This is a genomic window from Marinicella sediminis (genome assembly GCF_002000055.1).
GTDB lineage: Bacteria > Pseudomonadota > Gammaproteobacteria > Xanthomonadales > Marinicellaceae > Marinicella > Marinicella sediminis.
Map to the genome: position 1 here is coordinate 304,581 of NZ_MVBD01000003.1, position 16,228 is coordinate 320,808.

General features: G+C 50.3%; 12 protein-coding genes. 5 read left to right on the forward strand and 7 right to left on the reverse strand.

Going from position 1 to position 16,228, the window contains the following annotated elements; translation table 11 throughout:
* Positions 1-98: 98 nt before the first annotated feature.
* From B0475_RS06145 to B0475_RS06160, 4 genes are all read right to left on the reverse strand, one after another.
* Positions 99-749: an energy transducer TonB gene (locus B0475_RS06145; RefSeq protein ID WP_077410883.1), complete on the reverse strand. Its 651-nt coding sequence runs from the start codon at positions 747-749 to the stop codon at positions 99-101.
* Between the two features lie 15 nt (positions 750-764).
* Entirely contained in the window at positions 765-2,081 is a 1,317-nt protein-coding gene (locus B0475_RS06150) for a S41 family peptidase (protein ID WP_077410884.1), read from the reverse strand.
* Between the two features lie 826 nt (positions 2,082-2,907).
* Positions 2,908-5,076, reverse strand: a complete 2,169-nt coding sequence (locus B0475_RS06155; protein ID WP_077410885.1) for a serine hydrolase — start codon at positions 5,074-5,076, stop codon at positions 2,908-2,910.
* Positions 5,077-5,124: 48 nt separating this feature from the next.
* On the reverse strand, positions 5,125-5,787 hold the full coding sequence (locus B0475_RS06160) for an NAD(P)-dependent oxidoreductase (RefSeq protein WP_157892743.1): 663 nt from the start codon (positions 5,785-5,787) through the stop codon (positions 5,125-5,127).
* A gap of 107 nt (positions 5,788-5,894) precedes the next feature.
* Between B0475_RS06160 and B0475_RS06165 the strand changes: the two genes are divergently transcribed.
* Entirely contained in the window at positions 5,895-6,875 is a 981-nt protein-coding gene (locus tag B0475_RS06165) for an AraC family transcriptional regulator (RefSeq protein WP_077410887.1), read from the forward strand.
* A 163-nt stretch (positions 6,876-7,038) separates the two neighbouring features.
* Here B0475_RS06165 and B0475_RS06170 read toward each other — a convergent pair whose 3' ends face one another.
* A complete protein-coding gene (locus B0475_RS06170) occupies positions 7,039-8,256 on the reverse strand; it encodes a bifunctional alpha/beta hydrolase/OsmC family protein (protein ID WP_077410888.1) in 1,218 nt (405 codons plus the stop codon).
* Between the two features lie 163 nt (positions 8,257-8,419).
* Between B0475_RS06170 and B0475_RS06175 the strand changes: the two genes are divergently transcribed.
* Positions 8,420-8,797, forward strand: a complete 378-nt coding sequence (locus B0475_RS06175; RefSeq protein ID WP_077410889.1) for a DUF2237 family protein — start codon at positions 8,420-8,422, stop codon at positions 8,795-8,797.
* 4 nt (positions 8,798-8,801) lie between these two features.
* On the opposite strand, the gene rarD is transcribed toward B0475_RS06175, so the two are convergent.
* A complete protein-coding gene (gene rarD, locus B0475_RS06180; RefSeq protein WP_077410890.1) occupies positions 8,802-9,695 on the reverse strand; it encodes an EamA family transporter RarD in 894 nt (297 codons plus the stop codon).
* A 124-nt stretch (positions 9,696-9,819) separates the two neighbouring features.
* On the opposite strand from rarD, the gene B0475_RS06185 reads away from it, so the two are divergent.
* Positions 9,820-10,647 (forward strand): MBL fold metallo-hydrolase, encoded by an 828-nt coding sequence (locus B0475_RS06185; protein WP_077410891.1) that lies wholly within the window; start codon positions 9,820-9,822, stop codon positions 10,645-10,647.
* Positions 10,644-11,993, forward strand: coding sequence for a M24 family metallopeptidase (locus tag B0475_RS06190; RefSeq protein ID WP_077410892.1), 1,350 nt, complete (start codon positions 10,644-10,646; stop codon positions 11,991-11,993). The genes B0475_RS06185 and B0475_RS06190 overlap by 4 nt, the downstream gene beginning before the upstream one ends.
* A 6-nt stretch (positions 11,994-11,999) precedes the next feature.
* Here the strand turns inward: B0475_RS06190 and B0475_RS06195 are convergent, their stop codons facing one another.
* On the reverse strand, positions 12,000-13,076 hold the full coding sequence (locus B0475_RS06195) for an acyltransferase family protein (RefSeq protein ID WP_077410893.1): 1,077 nt from the start codon (positions 13,074-13,076) through the stop codon (positions 12,000-12,002).
* A 591-nt stretch (positions 13,077-13,667) separates the two neighbouring features.
* On the opposite strand from B0475_RS06195, the gene B0475_RS06200 reads away from it, so the two are divergent.
* Positions 13,668-16,223, forward strand: a complete 2,556-nt coding sequence (locus tag B0475_RS06200) for a TonB-dependent receptor plug domain-containing protein (protein ID WP_232781847.1) — start codon at positions 13,668-13,670, stop codon at positions 16,221-16,223.
* The last annotated feature ends 5 nt before the right edge of the window (positions 16,224-16,228 follow it).

A 16,228-nucleotide genomic window follows, 5' to 3' on the forward strand; every position in this document is an offset into this window, starting at 1 on the left:
GTTCTTTGCCCCCCGGGGCAGTCGGGGGCCCTGCTCGCTGGCGTCTTTCAAAATGGCACAGCCATAAAACAACGTCTTCTCAAAACATTATAATTTGTTCAGTTCGTTTCTTCCAACTGATCAAGTTTAAACTCTATTTTCTGATTGAACTCATAGGACACCGACTGTCCGTTGTTCGTTTTGCTGTAGAAAGCCCATTTCTTCACGGCTTTGACGGCGGCTTCTTCAAACATCCGGGCCGGCTCTGAATCCACTACCTTCACCTGATCCACCTGACCTTGTTGATTGACGGTGATGCTGACCAGCACCCAGCCTTCGATGTTGTTTAGCACGGCCTTGGGTGGGTAGACCGGCGGGATTCCGGCTTTGATGCCACCCTGACCCTCATGTTGAACCTGATGCGCAACGATACTGAATCCCGGGATGCTTGTCTGACTGAGTAAGTTGATGCTTTTGCTGTTCGAATATTCATTTGGATTCTCCAGCTGGATCTGCTCATTTTTGACCGCTTGAAGCCTGGGTACAGCCGGTGGCTGCGATGACTGTGGTTTTTCAGGCGGTTGCTTTTTGACCCTTTTGCGGACTTTGGTTTCTACATCAGGCCTGAAGTGGGTCATGGTCAGATCCAATTCCTGGGCGGACAGCGGATGGCTTTCTCCTTCCAGCAAGCCTTGCATGCCGATGAACAAAGCGGCCGTGATGCCCGCACTGAGCAGCGCGGATCCGGTGATTCTGGGCAAATGTGACATGGCTGTGCTCCTGATTCAGTCTGATCTGGGAAACTGGTCGGTGTAACCGTTATCGAACAGCCCCTGAACAGCCACCGCCTGGCCGTCATTCCGAATGATTTTCATGCGGAAACTGTGGTCCACATCCAGTTCAAACAGGTCCTCGGCCAGGGCATTCAATAACAATTTAGAGCCACCGGCACGTTGGTAGTAAAGCTGACCGTTTTGAGCGACCAGTGTTCTGGGTCCGTAGGTGCCGGCATAGCTTTGTAGCGTTGCCTGACTGAGGCTGACCGGGTTCAAGCGGGCTTGTTGCGACACCAGAAACCATCGGTGCAGATCGCCATGTGACCCAGGAAATTTTTCTGACAGTCTCTGCAAGGCTTCCAGTTTGGCGACCTCCAGGGCTTCAGAGGCAGTTACCTGTGTGTCTGGTTGCACACCGGTGCCTTCCCAATTGGTACCGGTGACAGGATTGACCGAGCGACCATGGGGAACAAGCAAGACAAATTGGTTGCCGATTGGGACAAACTCCCCCGGATGGGCACCACCCATGGTCGATTCGCCGATCACCCGGGCACGTTTTAAATGCTTGAGATTGTAGCTGAATTCTTCAGCCGCTGAGTGGGTGTTTGCACTGGTCAGAATGAACACCTCTGCATCCGGGTTCCTGTTGCCAGGCACGTGGGGCAAAGTCCAGTGCTGAGTCTGCTTGTCTTCCGGGCGCCAGTAGAAACCACCCAAATGAACCGGGGTAGAATCAAACAAATAACTGCTGATCAGTTGAATCATTTTCCAGGAGCCACCGCCGTTTTGTCGCAGATCAACGATGATGGCATCGGTTCGACCCAAAAAGTTCATCGCGGCCACTGCCACCTCAGAGGCATCTTCTGTGTCATAAAATACATCAAGTTTCAGATAACCGATATTGCCATCAAGGATTTTCACGGACTGAAAACCATAATTGAAGCGTTCCATGCCGGGTGATTGGCTTTTGATTTCCCAGGAGTGGGTAGGATTCTCCGCGTCTTTAAGTAACTGAGCTGCGTGTTCCGGATTATAGTCAAACATCAAATGACTGTCATTGACCACCGCCAGCATATCTCCTTGAATTTGTTCGACCAGCTGTAACTCATCGGTGATGTCATCATATACCCCCCGGCGGTGGTTTTTGTTCAACACATTGGCAATTTTCCTGCCTTTTTCCGGATACACATAACGGGACTCCAGAATCTGTGCAACTGAACCGATGACCTGATCGATCTCTGCCTTTGACAGTTGCTGTGCATCAACACCTGACCAGGATTTTGACATGTAGACGATAAAGGCTGTAACAGCGACCCATTTTTTCATACGCTTGACTCCTTTTGTTATTTTTATTTGTTTTTATGATTCCTGCTGTTTCTGACCGGGGTTAGCTGAAATGGTTCATGGAGTTAGGCAGATACTTCTGCTACAGGTGCACTTCAGGTGAGCGACTCGGGCTGAGGCAATCTCTTGAATCTGGATAACCATCATGAGATTAACTTACGGTTCCTGCCGTTTTCTACGCCACATAAGTAGCACACAATTAGGCCAATAATCTGTTTTGCCAGGTAACATCCATCTTCTACAGGGGTGGCGATGTTAGTGAGGAGACTGAATCAAAGATCGGGGGATATGCTGACGTTTGCACCTTCTTGTGGGATTTTTACACATTTATTGAAATGGTATTCAGTGTATTAAGTTTGAAAGGTTTGACTTGACAATAAATCCAATAGTGACTGGGAAAATCATGATTGCAGCATATGATCGATAACATATGTGCGATTATGACCAATGAGGAGAGTTTTGATATGTCATTATTCTGCAATTGAGAAATTATGTTTTAAAACTTGAGAAAAGCCTGTGACCTTTTTAGAGTGGGCTGAATCAGTAATAGATTCTCTGGCTTGGGTAAGTGCTTTGCTATTTAATCAATGGGGTCAGTGTAACTGGTTTCACTGGGTATTGGCCAAATGAACATAAATCCTCGGGCCAAGCCGAGGATGACATGGGTTGGGGTTGGCTTGTTAAGTTTTTAGAGCAAAAAAACGCCCCAATGGGTACGGAACTATTGAACCTCCCGGCAAACCGTTCGCTCTGTGGCTGTCGAAGGACTGCATGATTTGCTTTTATTTCATTCAGTCTTTCCCGATGTTTACGGCCTTAATTGATCAATGAAACTGGCATCCACCCAGTATATATTGGCATTACCATGTTCATTGAGGCGGTGAAAAAACAGGTACTTGCCATCGGGTGTTACGCTGGCGGCAGCATCCCAGCCTGCTGAGTTGATTTCTGGTCCCAGGTTGATGGCTGGCCCCCAGCTGTTGTCGGCCTGGCGGAAACTGATGTAGATGTCGGCTCCACCAAAACCGCCTTCACGCCTGCAATCCCAGATCAGATAAGATTCATCCGGGGCGATGAATGGGTGAGCGTTGAAGGTACCTGCATTGATTGCTGATCCGAAGGCTGCAGGTGGCAGACGCTGGCCATCGACCTGCTTGGCGTAACGCAGCACACCGTCCCCATCTTCAGAGCCCACTTCATCGAACACCCAGGTGCCCATTGCAGAGCTGGTCATGCGCATGATCAGCAGGTCTTCATAGGGTTGTCCGAGCATCTGGGTTTCACTCCAGCCGCCTGCAGTGTGTTCTTTAAAGCGTTTGCCCAGGTGCAGGCGATGACCATCGGGGGAGAAAAAAGGTTGGCCGGCGATGTCATCCAGCAGTGTCATCTGCCACTGGTGATTGCGGTAGTGATAAGCCACGTATTCCATGTCGCTGCCTGCACCGGGGATTCTGCGGAAGTAGAAGGTCTGCATGTCAGGGGTGAATGCGGCACCATAGGAATAATGTTCGGTGGAAACCAGACCCGGCGCAAATACTTCAGGCGAGGACCCAGGTGGTCGTTGATTAAGATAGGGCCCTTCAACCCCATAGTTGTCACTGTGGTAATCGCTTTGAAACCCTGGTTTCAGAGTCAGGGCCTTGGCAAAAGCCATTTTTGCTTTATCAGATTCACCCATGCTGTGGTGAGCAAAGGCCAGGCTGTCATAGGCCTGTGGGGCTTCCGGAAACAGGTGAGTCAGGTAGTTCATGATGTCCAGTGCTTCGTCAAAGACCTTGTTGTTCAGTAACTGCATGCCCAGCTCATTGACCGGCCGGCCGATGAATTGTTGATACCCCTGCCTGGTGTAGTGGTCTTTGAAGTTTTGATAAAAGGCTTGTTTGCCTTGGGTGATGTAATGGTCATAGGTCAGGTTTTTGGCCAGTGCCCTGATCGGTGGGTAACTGCCATTTCGCAGCCAGGCGAAAATCCTGCCGGAGATCCGTTCTGCCACCAGTTGGTCACTGTTGGCCAGAACGATGATTTCGATGTTGTTTTCAAGGTCAACTTCAACGGCTGCACTGATGCCTGTGCCTCCTCCATATGAGCCCCAGTGTTGGTTGGGGGTTTTGAAGGTGTTTTGAAACAATTGACTTTTGTTGTTCAACAGACTTCCTTCATAAAATAAGGCACGGTACAGGCGTTGCACGTCAGCCACCGTTGATTCAATGCCGCCATCTGGCCCGGGGTGTTCGGTGATGCCTGTGGATTTGAGGCTGTTGTCATACAGATAAGTGTGGCGGGTGGATTGATTATTTGCTTTGGGGTCGGCTTGAAAAGTGGTGTTGGTGAGCTTTAATGGTTGCAGGATTTGTTGGTTGAGCAGCTCATCAAAGCGCTGTCCGCTGAGTTGTTCGAGAATTATACCGAGCACGATATAGCCATAATTGGAGTACCGCTGATCACTGCCAGGGATAAACAACAGCGGTTCATCTTTCAACAGGTTAAATTTCTTCTGTAACGTGTCATAAACCAGGGGGTCTTCACGGTAGGCGGCCACGAAAATGTCTTTGAAACCAGCGCGGTGAGTGAGCAGTTGTTGAATGGTGATTTGGCCGGCTTCTTCCGCTGCAAAACCCAGCGCAAAGCGATCCAGGGTATCGGTCAATTTCAGCTGGCCTGATTCAATTTGCTGTAGTACCAGTATCCGGGTCAGGTCTTTGATGATTGATCCGAGGTTGTACCGGGTGTCGGGGCCGTTGGCGGTTTGACTGATGAGGTCCTGCTTCCCGTGGCTGAGGCTGACCACTGGCAGGTTGTTGTGGGTGATCAGCAGACTGCCGGAAAACCAGCCAAGTTGATGGTATTCAGCGGCAATGGCTGCGGCCGTCTGTTGCAACTGTGCGGTGTCGATTTTGCTGGCCAGGGACGGGGTGACAAAGGCTTGAGTTATGATCAGCAGGATGAACATCAGAATGGAGTTTTTCAGGTTATGCATGATGAGTCCGGTCAGTGGTTGGTGAATGATTCATTGCGGGGAGGGTATTCAGACCGCAGACAACGCGACGGTTTGTCCGATGGTGGTGTCATTGTCCAGGGCCTGGGCATGAAATGTCCCAACCAGCTGTCTTGAAATGTTCCATTGTCCCACATTCAGCTGAGTGGAAGCCAGCAATTCATGGTCATCATCGGTGCGGTCAGATAAATGTACGGGTTGAACGATGGTCCAGTCAAGGCCACTGTTACGTACCAGCTGATCCTGTTGATCGGTGTCAGCGATTTGTGGTTTCAATACCCAGTCAAAGAACAGGCGGTCTACTGTCCGTAGCAATTGTTTACTGGGACCTGAGCCAAAGGTAGTCTGTACAATCAGTCGTTTGACGCCTAGTTCTTGCATCACCCGAATAACTGCCTGGGTGCCGGTACTGCGGATGTTAAGCGGGGTGTTTTTGGGGCCCAGCAAACGAACCCGGAATGGATTTTCACTGATGCCAAGGGTGATGATCACTGCGTCTTGTCCCTGAATGGCTTTTCTGAGCGTGGCCTGATGCAGCGCAGAACCATCGATGGTGCGCACCGGCGGTCTGAATTGTGCTGAAGCCTTGCGGGACAGGGCGGTGACCTGATGACCGCGGTGACGCAGGGCATAGACTGTCTGGCGTCCAGAGCCGCCGGTGGCACCTATCACTAAAATGTTTTTAACAGACATGTTGTGGTCTCCGATTGTTGATTGAAGTGTCATTATCATGGATTAAAACAAGACTAACCATATCAGATTGTGCTTAAATGATTGCAGATCGTACATTTTGGTGATTTATGAGTATGCACAACATCAATCAGGTTTTGCATTACCTGAAACTGGACAGCATGTATTACAGCCGCACAACCATGGGTGGAGATGAATGGGGTATTGATATACCGCCGTTTGAGCAGACCAGCATGTTTCACATCGTCACCACAGGGCAATGTCATGTGACCATCAATGATCAGCAGACTCAATTACAGGCCGGTGACCTGGTGTTCATCAGCCGGGCCTGCGGGCACCAGTTGAAAGCCAGACCAGATAACCAGTGTACCGATTTATTTGCGCTGCCGATGCAGCAGATCAGTGAACATTATGAAACCATTGATGTGAACCCTGAGGCCGCGATAAAAACCCGTCTGCTGTGTGGCGTGGTGCGGATCAGCCACCCGGCCGGAGAACGCTTGATCAGCCAGATGCCCGAGGTGATTCACATCAGGCGGGATGAACATTTGTTTGGCGACATGCTGGGCGAACTGGTGCGGTTGGTGATTACCGAAGCTTCAGGGAACTTCCTCGGTGGAGAGACGGTTATCACCCGATTGGCTGATGTATTGGTGATCCAGGCCATCCGCACCTGGGTTGAACAGCACAGCGAAATAGGCGGACAATGGCTGGGTGCCATCAGGGATGAGAAGATTGGCCGGGCCCTCAGTCAGCTGCATGCCCGTCCGGAAGTGGCCTGGACAATTGAGAAACTGGGCCGCGAAATCGGTATGTCCCGCACCGCGCTGGCCAACAGGTTCAGTGAGCTGGTCGGACAGACGGTGTTTGCTTACCTGACCGAATGGCGCATGAACCTGGCTTTGATGAACATCCAGGCGGGTGACCGGGTTGATCTGGATTTCGCAGCCCGGCTGGGTTATCAATCAGAAGCCGCTTTCCGCAGGGCATTCAAGAAAACCATGGGCTACAATGTATCCGCAGTCCGCCAGCAAATTAAGGACCAGGCAGCAGCTCAGACACCCAAACATGAACCGGTGATGAGTGGTTGATTTGTTCGTCTGTCAGGGTCAACAGTCAATGTATCCGTTGTCAGCCGGTCTGGCGATGCTGGCCGGGTTAAGCAAGATGGCTTTCACAGCAGCGCAGCCGCCGTTGGTCTGGGTGGACTGATTGTTCAGGTCATGGAAGGGACTGCTGATGGCGCAGTCTTATTCAGTCTTTCAGCAAACCCGTCCTCACCTCAATCTTGTTATGCAGCGTCCGGTGCACCGGGCATTTGTCGGCGATCACCAGTAATTTGTTGACCTGTTCATCGGTCAGCTCACCTTCGAAGTGGATGGTGCGGCTGATGACATCGACTTTGGGGTGTTCTTCATCACAGGCCTGGCAGTCAGCCCCATGTTCACGGCCATGACTGAGGGTGACGATGCTGTTGGTCAGAGGGATGTTTTTTAAATTGGCATACATGCGCAGGGTCATCACTGTACAGGCGCCTAATGAGGCCAACAGATGCTGGTAAGGATCGGGGCCGCTGTTGCCGCCGCCGACTTTGACCGGTTCGTCGGCCAACCATTGATGATCGGTGGTTTGCACATCGCATTGGAATTGGTGATCAATTTCACTGACCCGGACCTGGCCTGATGGAATCGCTTGTTTGGTGGGCAGGGCGTTGACCGGGGCGTCCAGAAATTTTTCTGACCAGGTGGCGATGACCTTGGCCGCATAGGCGGCGTCTTCGGCTCGGGTCAGCAGGTGGTTGGCGTGGTCCAGGCTGACAAAACTTTTCGGGTGTTTAGCGGCCACATATATTTTTTCCGCTTCTTTGATTGACACCGTACCATCAACTGGTGAGTGCATCACCAGCAGGGCTTTTTTCAGTTCACTGATGTGTGAGGTGTCCTGTTGGTCGAGGTCATCAATGAATTGCTTTTTGATTTTAAAAGGTCGGCCGGCGAGACTGACTTCAGCCTCGCCCTGTTGTTCGATGGTTGGCAGATCGCACTGGAACAGGTGCTTAACGTGGGCGGCATCGGCCGGCGCGGCCAGGGTGACCACGGCTTTGGCTGATGGGATGTGGCCGGCGGCTTTGAGTATGGCAGCGCCGCCCAGGGAGTGCCCGATCAGCAGGCTGGGAGCCTGGAAGTGATCAGCCAGGTAATCAGCTGCAGCCACCAGGTCTTCGACATTGGAGGAGAAATTGGTGTTGGCAAAATCACCCGATGAGTTACCCAGACCGGTGAAATCAAAGCGAAACACCGCAAAACCCAGTTCCACCAGTGCTTTGCTGATGCGCGTGGCGGCGATGAAGTCTTTGCCGCAGGTGAAACAGTGGGCAAACAAAACCACTGTGGTGCTGTGTTCATTGCTGCGTTCCAACAAACCGGACAAGGGCCCCTGACTGCCTGGAAAGGTGATGGTTAGTTTTTGCATGAGTGTTCTCTGGGTGATGTGTTGTGATTAAGACCATTTTAACAGCGAAAGCTTTCACAGTGGTTTTGTGGTTGGCAAAGGATCATCAGTCAAAGTGTGTTATTCATATACGGTGAACCAGCGCTCAGGTAAAATGATGTTTTATTAACTCAATGAGAACACCATGATCAAACACCCCAGTTTGAATGTTTATGAAGAGCCCCTGGAAGATTGTTGTGAAGATCCGGTCACTGGTTTTTTTCGTGATGGCTGTTGTAATACGGCCGATGAAGACCTGGGTCTGCACACCGTTTGTGTGCAACTGACCGATGATTTTCTGCAGTTTTCCCAGCGCATGGGCAATGACCTGATCACCCCTCGGCCGGAATTTGAATTTCCTGGTTTGAAAGCCGGAGACCGTTGGTGCTTGTGTGCCAGCCGCTGGTTACAGGCATATCAGGCGGGTGTGGCGCCCAGGGTGCACATCCGCAGCACCCACTTGCGCACGCTGGAAATCGTCGATATTAAATTGCTGCGTGAATATGCCGTCGACCTGCAGTAATCAGTCAGGGGTGTGCTTTGTTCTTCAACAAACGCTGCATCGGTTGCCAGCTGATGATCCCCAGGGCGATCCAAATGCCGGCGAAGGCAACTTTGTGGCCAAAGGTGAATGCCTCGCCATAAAACAGCACCGCGATCAGGAAACTGATGGTCGGAGCGATGTATTGTAAAAAGCCGATCAAGGACAGGGTCAGGCGTTTGGCGGCGTAGTTAAAACCGATCAATGGCAGGATGGTGATCAGGCCGGAAAATACCAGCAACCACCAGGTGGTGGTGTCAAAAACGAGGGGATCAGTGTTGGCTGGCAACCACCACAATAAATACAGCAAGGCGGGCAGCATCAAGAGAGACGTTTCCCAAAACAGGCCGATCAATGGCCGAACATCCAGTTGTTTTCTGACCAGGCCATATAATCCAAAAGTGATTGCCAGCGCCAGTGCGATCCATGGTGGTTCGCCAATAAATATCCCCAGATAGATGGTGGTTGATGCAGCGATCATCAACGCCACCACCTGGGTTCTGTTCAATCGTTCATGCAAAAACAGCAGGCCCAAAAATATGTTGACCAGCGGATTGATAAAATAACCCAGTGAAGTGGCCAGGATTTGACCGTCGTTCACTGCCCAAACAAAAATCAGCCAGTTACTGATCACCAGTGAGCCACTGATGAACAGGATCAGCAACTGCTTGCCAGTCACCCTCAGTTCATTGAATAACCGCCGTCGCTCACGAATGGCCAGAAACACCAACAGGAACATGGCCGCCCAGATGATGCGGTGGGCAATGATGGTGCTGGCCGGTACATGCTGGATCAGTTTGAAATAAATTGGTGCAAAGCCCCAGAAAATAAAACAAAACAGTCCGGCGGCCAGGCCTTTGTTGTGATCGGTGGGTGTCATGCGGCCATTGTAGGTGGTTTTCAGTGTGGGTGAGGTTTTTTTTCACTGGCCCAAACAAGTCTGACTCCAAAGGGCATGCAAACAACTGGCCGATCACGGTATGGTGTATATATAATGTATCGTCATGAGCACATACACATTGTTAATACTCGGTCTTTTGGGTTTCACCCAACAAGCCTTCAGCACAGATCAACCAGAGGTCACTTACCTGGGAAACACCGCGCTGATGATCAGTCACCAACAAACCCAGGTGTTGTTTGATCCTTTTTTTCATCAGCATTTTGGTCAGTATCAATTGGTCCCTGAAGACATCCGAGGCGCTTTGATGAGTGGCAGTGAAGCCTATGCCGGTATTGAGGTCATCTTGATCAGTCATGCCCATGGGGATCATTTTGATGCCGGGGATTTGTTGCTGTACCTGACGACTTTTGCTGAAACCCGGCTGGTGGCGCCTGTTCAGGCGGTACATGAGCTTCAGGCCCTGGATGGTTATGCAGCCATAGCCGGTCAGGTGCATGCCATTGATCTGGCTTATGGCGATGCGCCGGTCAGCCTGACTTTGGGGCAAGTCGCAGTTGATGTGGTGCGCATTCCTCATGCAGGTTGGCCCGGCAGGGCCCATGTGGCCAACCTGGTCTATCGGGTAACCCTGAACGAGGCAGTCACGGTGATGCACATGGGTGATGCTGATCCTGATGACCTTCACTTCAAACCTTGGGCTGAACACTGGGAGGCCAAAACCACTGACCAGGCCTTTCCGCCTTACTGGTTTATGCTGACTCCGGATGGCCGGCACATCCTTGAACAACGCATTCATGCCGCAAGTGCCATTGGGGTGCATGTGCCGAACAATGCGCCGGCAGCCTTGAAGCAAGTTGGGGCAGATTTTTTTCATCAACCCGGCAACAGCCAAATCATTCCTACCGATCACACTAAAAAGGAGATCCCATGAAACATGTTTTCACCCTGGTTCTGTTGTTTGCTGGCAGCCTGGTTTTGGCCGAAATACCCAAAATTCTGCCCCTGAAACAACAGGCGGCGGTGATTGACCGCTTGCTGGAAGACAAAGTGCGTACGGTGCTGCCCGGTCTGATGCGCCAAAACGGTATTGATATGTGGATCGTGATGGCCCGTGAATACAATGAAGACCCGGTGATCAGAACATTTTTGCCTGCCATCTGGCATGCTGCCAGAAGACGCACCATTCTGGTGATTTATGACCCAGGCAAAGATCAGGAGCTCGAAACCCTGGCGGTGGCCCGCTATGATGTGGGCATGGTGTTCAAAAAAGCCTGGGACAAGGAACAGCAACCAGACCAATGGCAACGGTTGGTGGATATCATCAAACAGAAAGATCCCAGAACCATTGGGTTGAACATGTCCGGTCATTTTGCGCAGGCCGATGGGCTGACTTACAGTGAGCACCAGGCTTTTATTGATCAACTGCCAAAAAAATACCGCAAGCGCCTGACCAGTGCCGAAACCCTGGCGGTGAACTGGATTGAAACCAGGACCCCGGCTGAAATGGTGGTTTACCCACAGGTTGTACGTATGGCGCACTTCATCCTGGCAGAAGGTTTATCTGAGGTGGCCGTTCAACCCGGCGTGACCACCACTGAAGACCTGGTCTGGTGGTACCGAGAACGCGTCAAAGCCCTGAAGCTGGACACCTGGTTTCATCCTTCAGTGTCGATTCAGCGGCAGGACAAGGCACAATTCGATCATTTGCGCACCTTTGATAAACGGCCAGCGGAAAACATCATTCAGCCGGGTGATCTGCTGCATGTGGATTTTGGTATCACTTACCTGCGCCTGAACACCGATACCCAGCAACATGCCTACGTGCTCAGGCCCGGTGAAACCGCGGCACCGGCATACCTCAGCCGGGCTTTACAAAACGCCAATCGCTTACAGGATATCTTCACCAGTCATTTTCAAGTCGGACGCACTGGCAATGAGGTGCTGGCTGCCTCCCGTGCACAGGCCATTGAAGAAGGGCTCAAACCTGCCATATATACCCATCCCATCGGCTATTACGGACACGCGGCCGGAACCACGCTGGGGATGTGGGATTCCCAGGGCGGGGTGCCACACACCGGAGACCATCCCTTGCACGCCAACACCGCTTATGCCATCGAACTGAATGCGGCCACCTATATCAATGAATGGGACAAAGAAATTCGCATCATGCTGGAAGAAGATGCGTTTTTTGATGGGCAGCAGGTCCGGTATATTCATGGCCGGCAAAAAGAGTTGTTCTTAATTCCCAGACAAAATCACCCGGTTCTGGGTGAATGACTGCGATCAGGAACCCAGTAACCTGATTTTGAGCCAGCGGGCTAAGCGCATCAGGGGTTGTTCGATCCATCGATAGTGCAAGGTGCTGTAGCCAATGGTCAGCAGCATGATCAGGAATAACCACAGTAAGGGATATTCGCTGTTGCTTTTCAGCCATTGTTGCCAGCCCAGGGCAAAGACCAGCGCAATAACCAGGGTGTGTGACAGGTAGATGCTGTAAGAAGCACCGCCCAACAGCAAGGATAATTTCGGTAACAGTTGGCGACCACGGAGCTCCAGTTCGATCAATGTCATGGTAAGACAAACCGCAGCGGTGCCAAAAATCAGCACCCTGGGAATCACCAGCTGATGATCAATCAATGAGGTTTCCAGCACAGATTGTTGTAAGACCACAGCTGCCACCAGCAAACCCAGTCCGCCAATCAATGGGGTCAGCAAGTTCAGGCGCCTGTGCGCAAAGAAATGTCCGATCAGGCAGCCAGCGAAAAACTCCAGACAGTAAGGAGAAAAGGCAAAATCCCAAAAATTTGGTGGGGTGGTTGCTGATGGACTCATTGCCTGCCAACCATGAAAGCCTGTAATCAGCAGCATCATGATCAGTATTGCGGTGAGCTTGTGGCGCACAGGTAACAGCAGAATGGCAGCAAATAACAGGTAAAAATACAGTTCGTATTGTAAGGTCCAGGCCACCTGGATGAGTAGATTGGCGGTGGTTGGTTCAGTGAGCCAGAATGAGCCCCATACATTAACGTTGTCGTTTAACAGAGCCGGATACAGGCTGACAATCAGCACAGCCAAGGCAAAGTAAGGCCAGTAGCCAAAATATATGCGGGTGGCCCGTTTAAAGGCAAAATCAAGCACCGGTCTGGTGTGGTGTTGTTGTCTGGTGGTGATCCACATGATGTAGCCACTGATCACAAAAAAGAAATCCACTCCGGCGTAACCCAACCAATAAGCTGCATGCATGAGCGGGTTGTCCAGTGAACCGCTGATGCTGTTGTATTGTAAGGAGAAGTGAAAAAGCAGCACGGCAATGGCCGCCATGGCCCTGAGAAACTGGATGTTGATCAGGGTAGGCATCATGAGCGTGCTCCAAACAAAGGTTGGATCATTGTTGGTAGTCCGGGCAGGTGAAAAAGTGATCTGCACAAGCCTGGCACAGCAGCAGGATGGTTGGTCTTGTGGTCTTCACAATGCTCATAAGCAGGTAGTTACTGGTTCCAGGTCTAGGTCATCGGTACATCATACGCGCCGCTGGTGGTGGATCGCTGATGCTGTGATTTGATTATACTTAATTATCACTTTCAAGGGCGCTAAAACTGCCTGAAATGGCTGGAAAATCACTGGTTTTACAACTATTTTCGGGTCAGTTGTTAAATGATAAATGGCTATTAATCAAAGGTAAAAGTTACATAAAAATCAGAAAGATGGTTGATTATTAAGCACTTAAATGTAAAAAAGCCAGTGGGTGGCTGTGCATAATGAAAAACTGACCGATAAAAATATGTTAAGAAAATGTGAAAAAAAATAAAATGTATCTTTTTTTTAACAAATGAAAGTGTTAGTATGTGCCGGATAGGGAATCTATATAGATGCAATTTTTTGAGTTAACTCATGGACAACAATTTGGAGAACATATAAATGAAAATGAAACGTAATCCTATTACTAATGCTGTGCAAAAAGCATTATTTACAGGTTTTATCGCTTCTTCAGCTTTCGGAACTGTCGCACTTGCGCAAGACGACGAGAACGTAGAAGAGCAAGGTAAAATCACTGTAACGGGTTCGCGTATTAAACGTTCAGACGTTGAAGGCGCATTACCTGTAACAGTTATTACCCGGGAACAAATCGAATTAAGTGGTGAGTCAAACGCTGCTGACTTCCTGCGTAACCTGACTTTCAACAGTGCAGGTTCACTGAGACCACAATCAGGTAGCTCTGCTCAGGGCGAATCTTCATTGAACCTGAGAGGTATCGGTGCTTCCAGAACTCTGGTATTGGTTGACGGTCGTCGTCTGGCCAAAGCCCCAGGTACTGGTGCTACACAAGACTTGAACACCATCCCAATGGGTGCGATCGAGCGTATCGAAGTTCTGTCTGACGGTGCTTCTGCGATTTACGGTTCTGACGCCATCGGTGGTGTTGTGAACGTAATCACCCGTAAAGATTACCAGGGTGCTGAAATCATGATCGGTGGTGCGGAAGTTTCTATTCCAACCAACGGTGGTGAGCGTGAAGAGGGTTCTATCCTGTTCGGTGCTGCTGGCGACAGATCAAGCATCACTGTAGGTATGTCCTGGAACGATCGTGAGATCATCTTCGCCCGTGACCTGCCTTGGTCTGCTGGTACTGGTGCTTCTCTGTTCGGTAACAACTTCTCTGTTGTTGGTGCTGACGGCGGTGTAACTTTCGGTTTCATCCCAACTGCCAATGACAACTACTGTGGTTTCGCTGCTAACACAGCATTCTTCCAGTCTGCTGACGGCCTGTGTCGTTATGACTTCACTCAAGTAAGTGCTGACGAAGCTTCGATCGAAAACAGATCTTTCTACGCCAAAGCTGAGCATGAAGTGAATGACAACTGGAGCCTGTTTGGTAACGCTTCATATTCGAAAACCAATTCTTTCGGTCGTTATGCGCCTGTACCGGATGCACGTTTCTTTGATGATCCTGCAAACCCAGTATTCTTCGCACTGACTCCTACCAGCCCGAATAACCCAACCAACCCAGCTTCTCCGCTGTATGATCCTTCATTGGGTCTGGATCCACAACCAATGGATTGGTGGCACCGTTTTGATGCAGTAGGTCCTCGTGACAGTACTGTTGGTACCACTTTGACTGACATGTTGTTGGGCACCACTGGTGTGATCGGTAATGCTGAAGTTGAGTTTGGTGTACGTCACACCAATAACGTTCGTACTGATGTGGGCAGAAACTACCTGTTGAGATCTGTTGCACAGCAACTGATCGAAAACGGTGAATACTCTCTGGCTAACCCATACGGCAACCCAGATGCACTGCAACGCATGAGAATTACTGTTTTCCGTGATTCTAAATACGATCAAAACGAGTACTACGGTACGGTTTCTTTCGATGCATTCGACATGGCCAACGGTCCTGTTTCAATGGCGATTGGTGCTGAGTACCGCGAAGAGAAATACGTTGATCAATACGATCCACAATCTGAGTCTGGCGCCGTAGGTGGTTCAGCTGGTAACTCTGCGGGTGGTAACCGTGACGTGACCTCAATTTTCTTCGAGGCATTGGTTCCTATCCTGGACAACCTGGAAATGAATCTGGCTGGTCGTTACGATGATTACTCTGACTTTGGTTCTGAGTTCTCACCTAAAGCTTCTTTCAGATGGCAGCCAATGGACAACCTGACTGTTCGTGCTTCTTACGGCCAAGGTTTCCGTGCTCCTACTCTGGACATCCTGACTCAACAGCCTTCATTCTCAGCTGATTCTGTTCGTGATCCTGTGACTTGTGAATTGGCAGTTGGTGATCCTGACTCGTCTTGTCAGATCAACGCTCAAGTGATTGCTAACAGCTCACTGCAAGCTGAGACTTCTGATCAGTTCGCCATCGGTGTGGCTTATGAGCCAACTGACTGGTTCAACATGACTGTTGACTACTTTGATATTGAAATTGATAACCGTATCCGTGGTTTCTCTTCACAAACCCTGATTGACTTCCCTGAGCGTGCTCCGGCTGGTTTGGGCTGTGAGCGTGACGCTTCTGGTCGTATCACCCAATGTATCCGTGGTTTCGGTAACCAAGGTGAGTACAAAATCAGTGGTCTGGATCTGAACTTCCGTTTCAACTATGAGTTGTTCGGTGGTAACGTAACCAACAACCTGCAAATCTCTCACATGCTGAACCAACAGTTGTCACAAACTGACGGTACTCTGAGTGATGACATTGTAGGTACTGACGGTCTGCCTGAGCAACGCGCTGTTTTGAACAACGTATACGCTTATGGCGATTGGTCTTTGGCTTACAACATCAACTACATTGATGGTCAGGAAACTGTAGGTTCATGGACTACCCATGACGTACAAGTTAACTACTTTGCTCCTTGGGACGGTAAATTCACCGTTGGTGTTCGTAACGCCGGCGAGAAATTCCCACCAATCGATCAAGGTAACCAAGGTTCTCGTGACTACGACTTCAACCTGTATGATGGTTATGGTCGCATTACCTACTTCAGATACACTCAATCTTTCTAAACAGA

What these genes read in the sequence shown, in the direction of transcription:
- B0475_RS06145 (WP_077410883.1), bottom strand. Translation starts at nt 749, where the DNA reads ATGTCACATTTGCCCAGAATCACCGGATCCGCGCTGCTCAGTGCGGGC.
- B0475_RS06150 (WP_077410884.1), bottom strand. Translation starts at nt 2,081, where the DNA reads ATGAAAAAATGGGTCGCTGTTACAGCCTTTATCGTCTACATGTCAAAA.
- B0475_RS06155 (WP_077410885.1), bottom strand. Translation starts at nt 5,076, where the DNA reads ATGCATAACCTGAAAAACTCCATTCTGATGTTCATCCTGCTGATCATA.
- B0475_RS06160 (WP_157892743.1), bottom strand. Translation starts at nt 5,787, where the DNA reads ATGTCTGTTAAAAACATTTTAGTGATAGGTGCCACCGGCGGCTCTGGA.
- B0475_RS06165 (WP_077410887.1), top strand. Translation starts at nt 5,895, where the DNA reads ATGAGTATGCACAACATCAATCAGGTTTTGCATTACCTGAAACTGGAC.
- B0475_RS06170 (WP_077410888.1), bottom strand. Translation starts at nt 8,256, where the DNA reads ATGCAAAAACTAACCATCACCTTTCCAGGCAGTCAGGGGCCCTTGTCC.
- B0475_RS06175 (WP_077410889.1), top strand. Translation starts at nt 8,420, where the DNA reads ATGATCAAACACCCCAGTTTGAATGTTTATGAAGAGCCCCTGGAAGAT.
- rarD (WP_077410890.1), bottom strand. Translation starts at nt 9,695, where the DNA reads ATGACACCCACCGATCACAACAAAGGCCTGGCCGCCGGACTGTTTTGT.
- B0475_RS06185 (WP_077410891.1), top strand. Translation starts at nt 9,820, where the DNA reads ATGAGCACATACACATTGTTAATACTCGGTCTTTTGGGTTTCACCCAA.
- B0475_RS06190 (WP_077410892.1), top strand. Translation starts at nt 10,644, where the DNA reads ATGAAACATGTTTTCACCCTGGTTCTGTTGTTTGCTGGCAGCCTGGTT.
- B0475_RS06195 (WP_077410893.1), bottom strand. Translation starts at nt 13,076, where the DNA reads ATGATGCCTACCCTGATCAACATCCAGTTTCTCAGGGCCATGGCGGCC.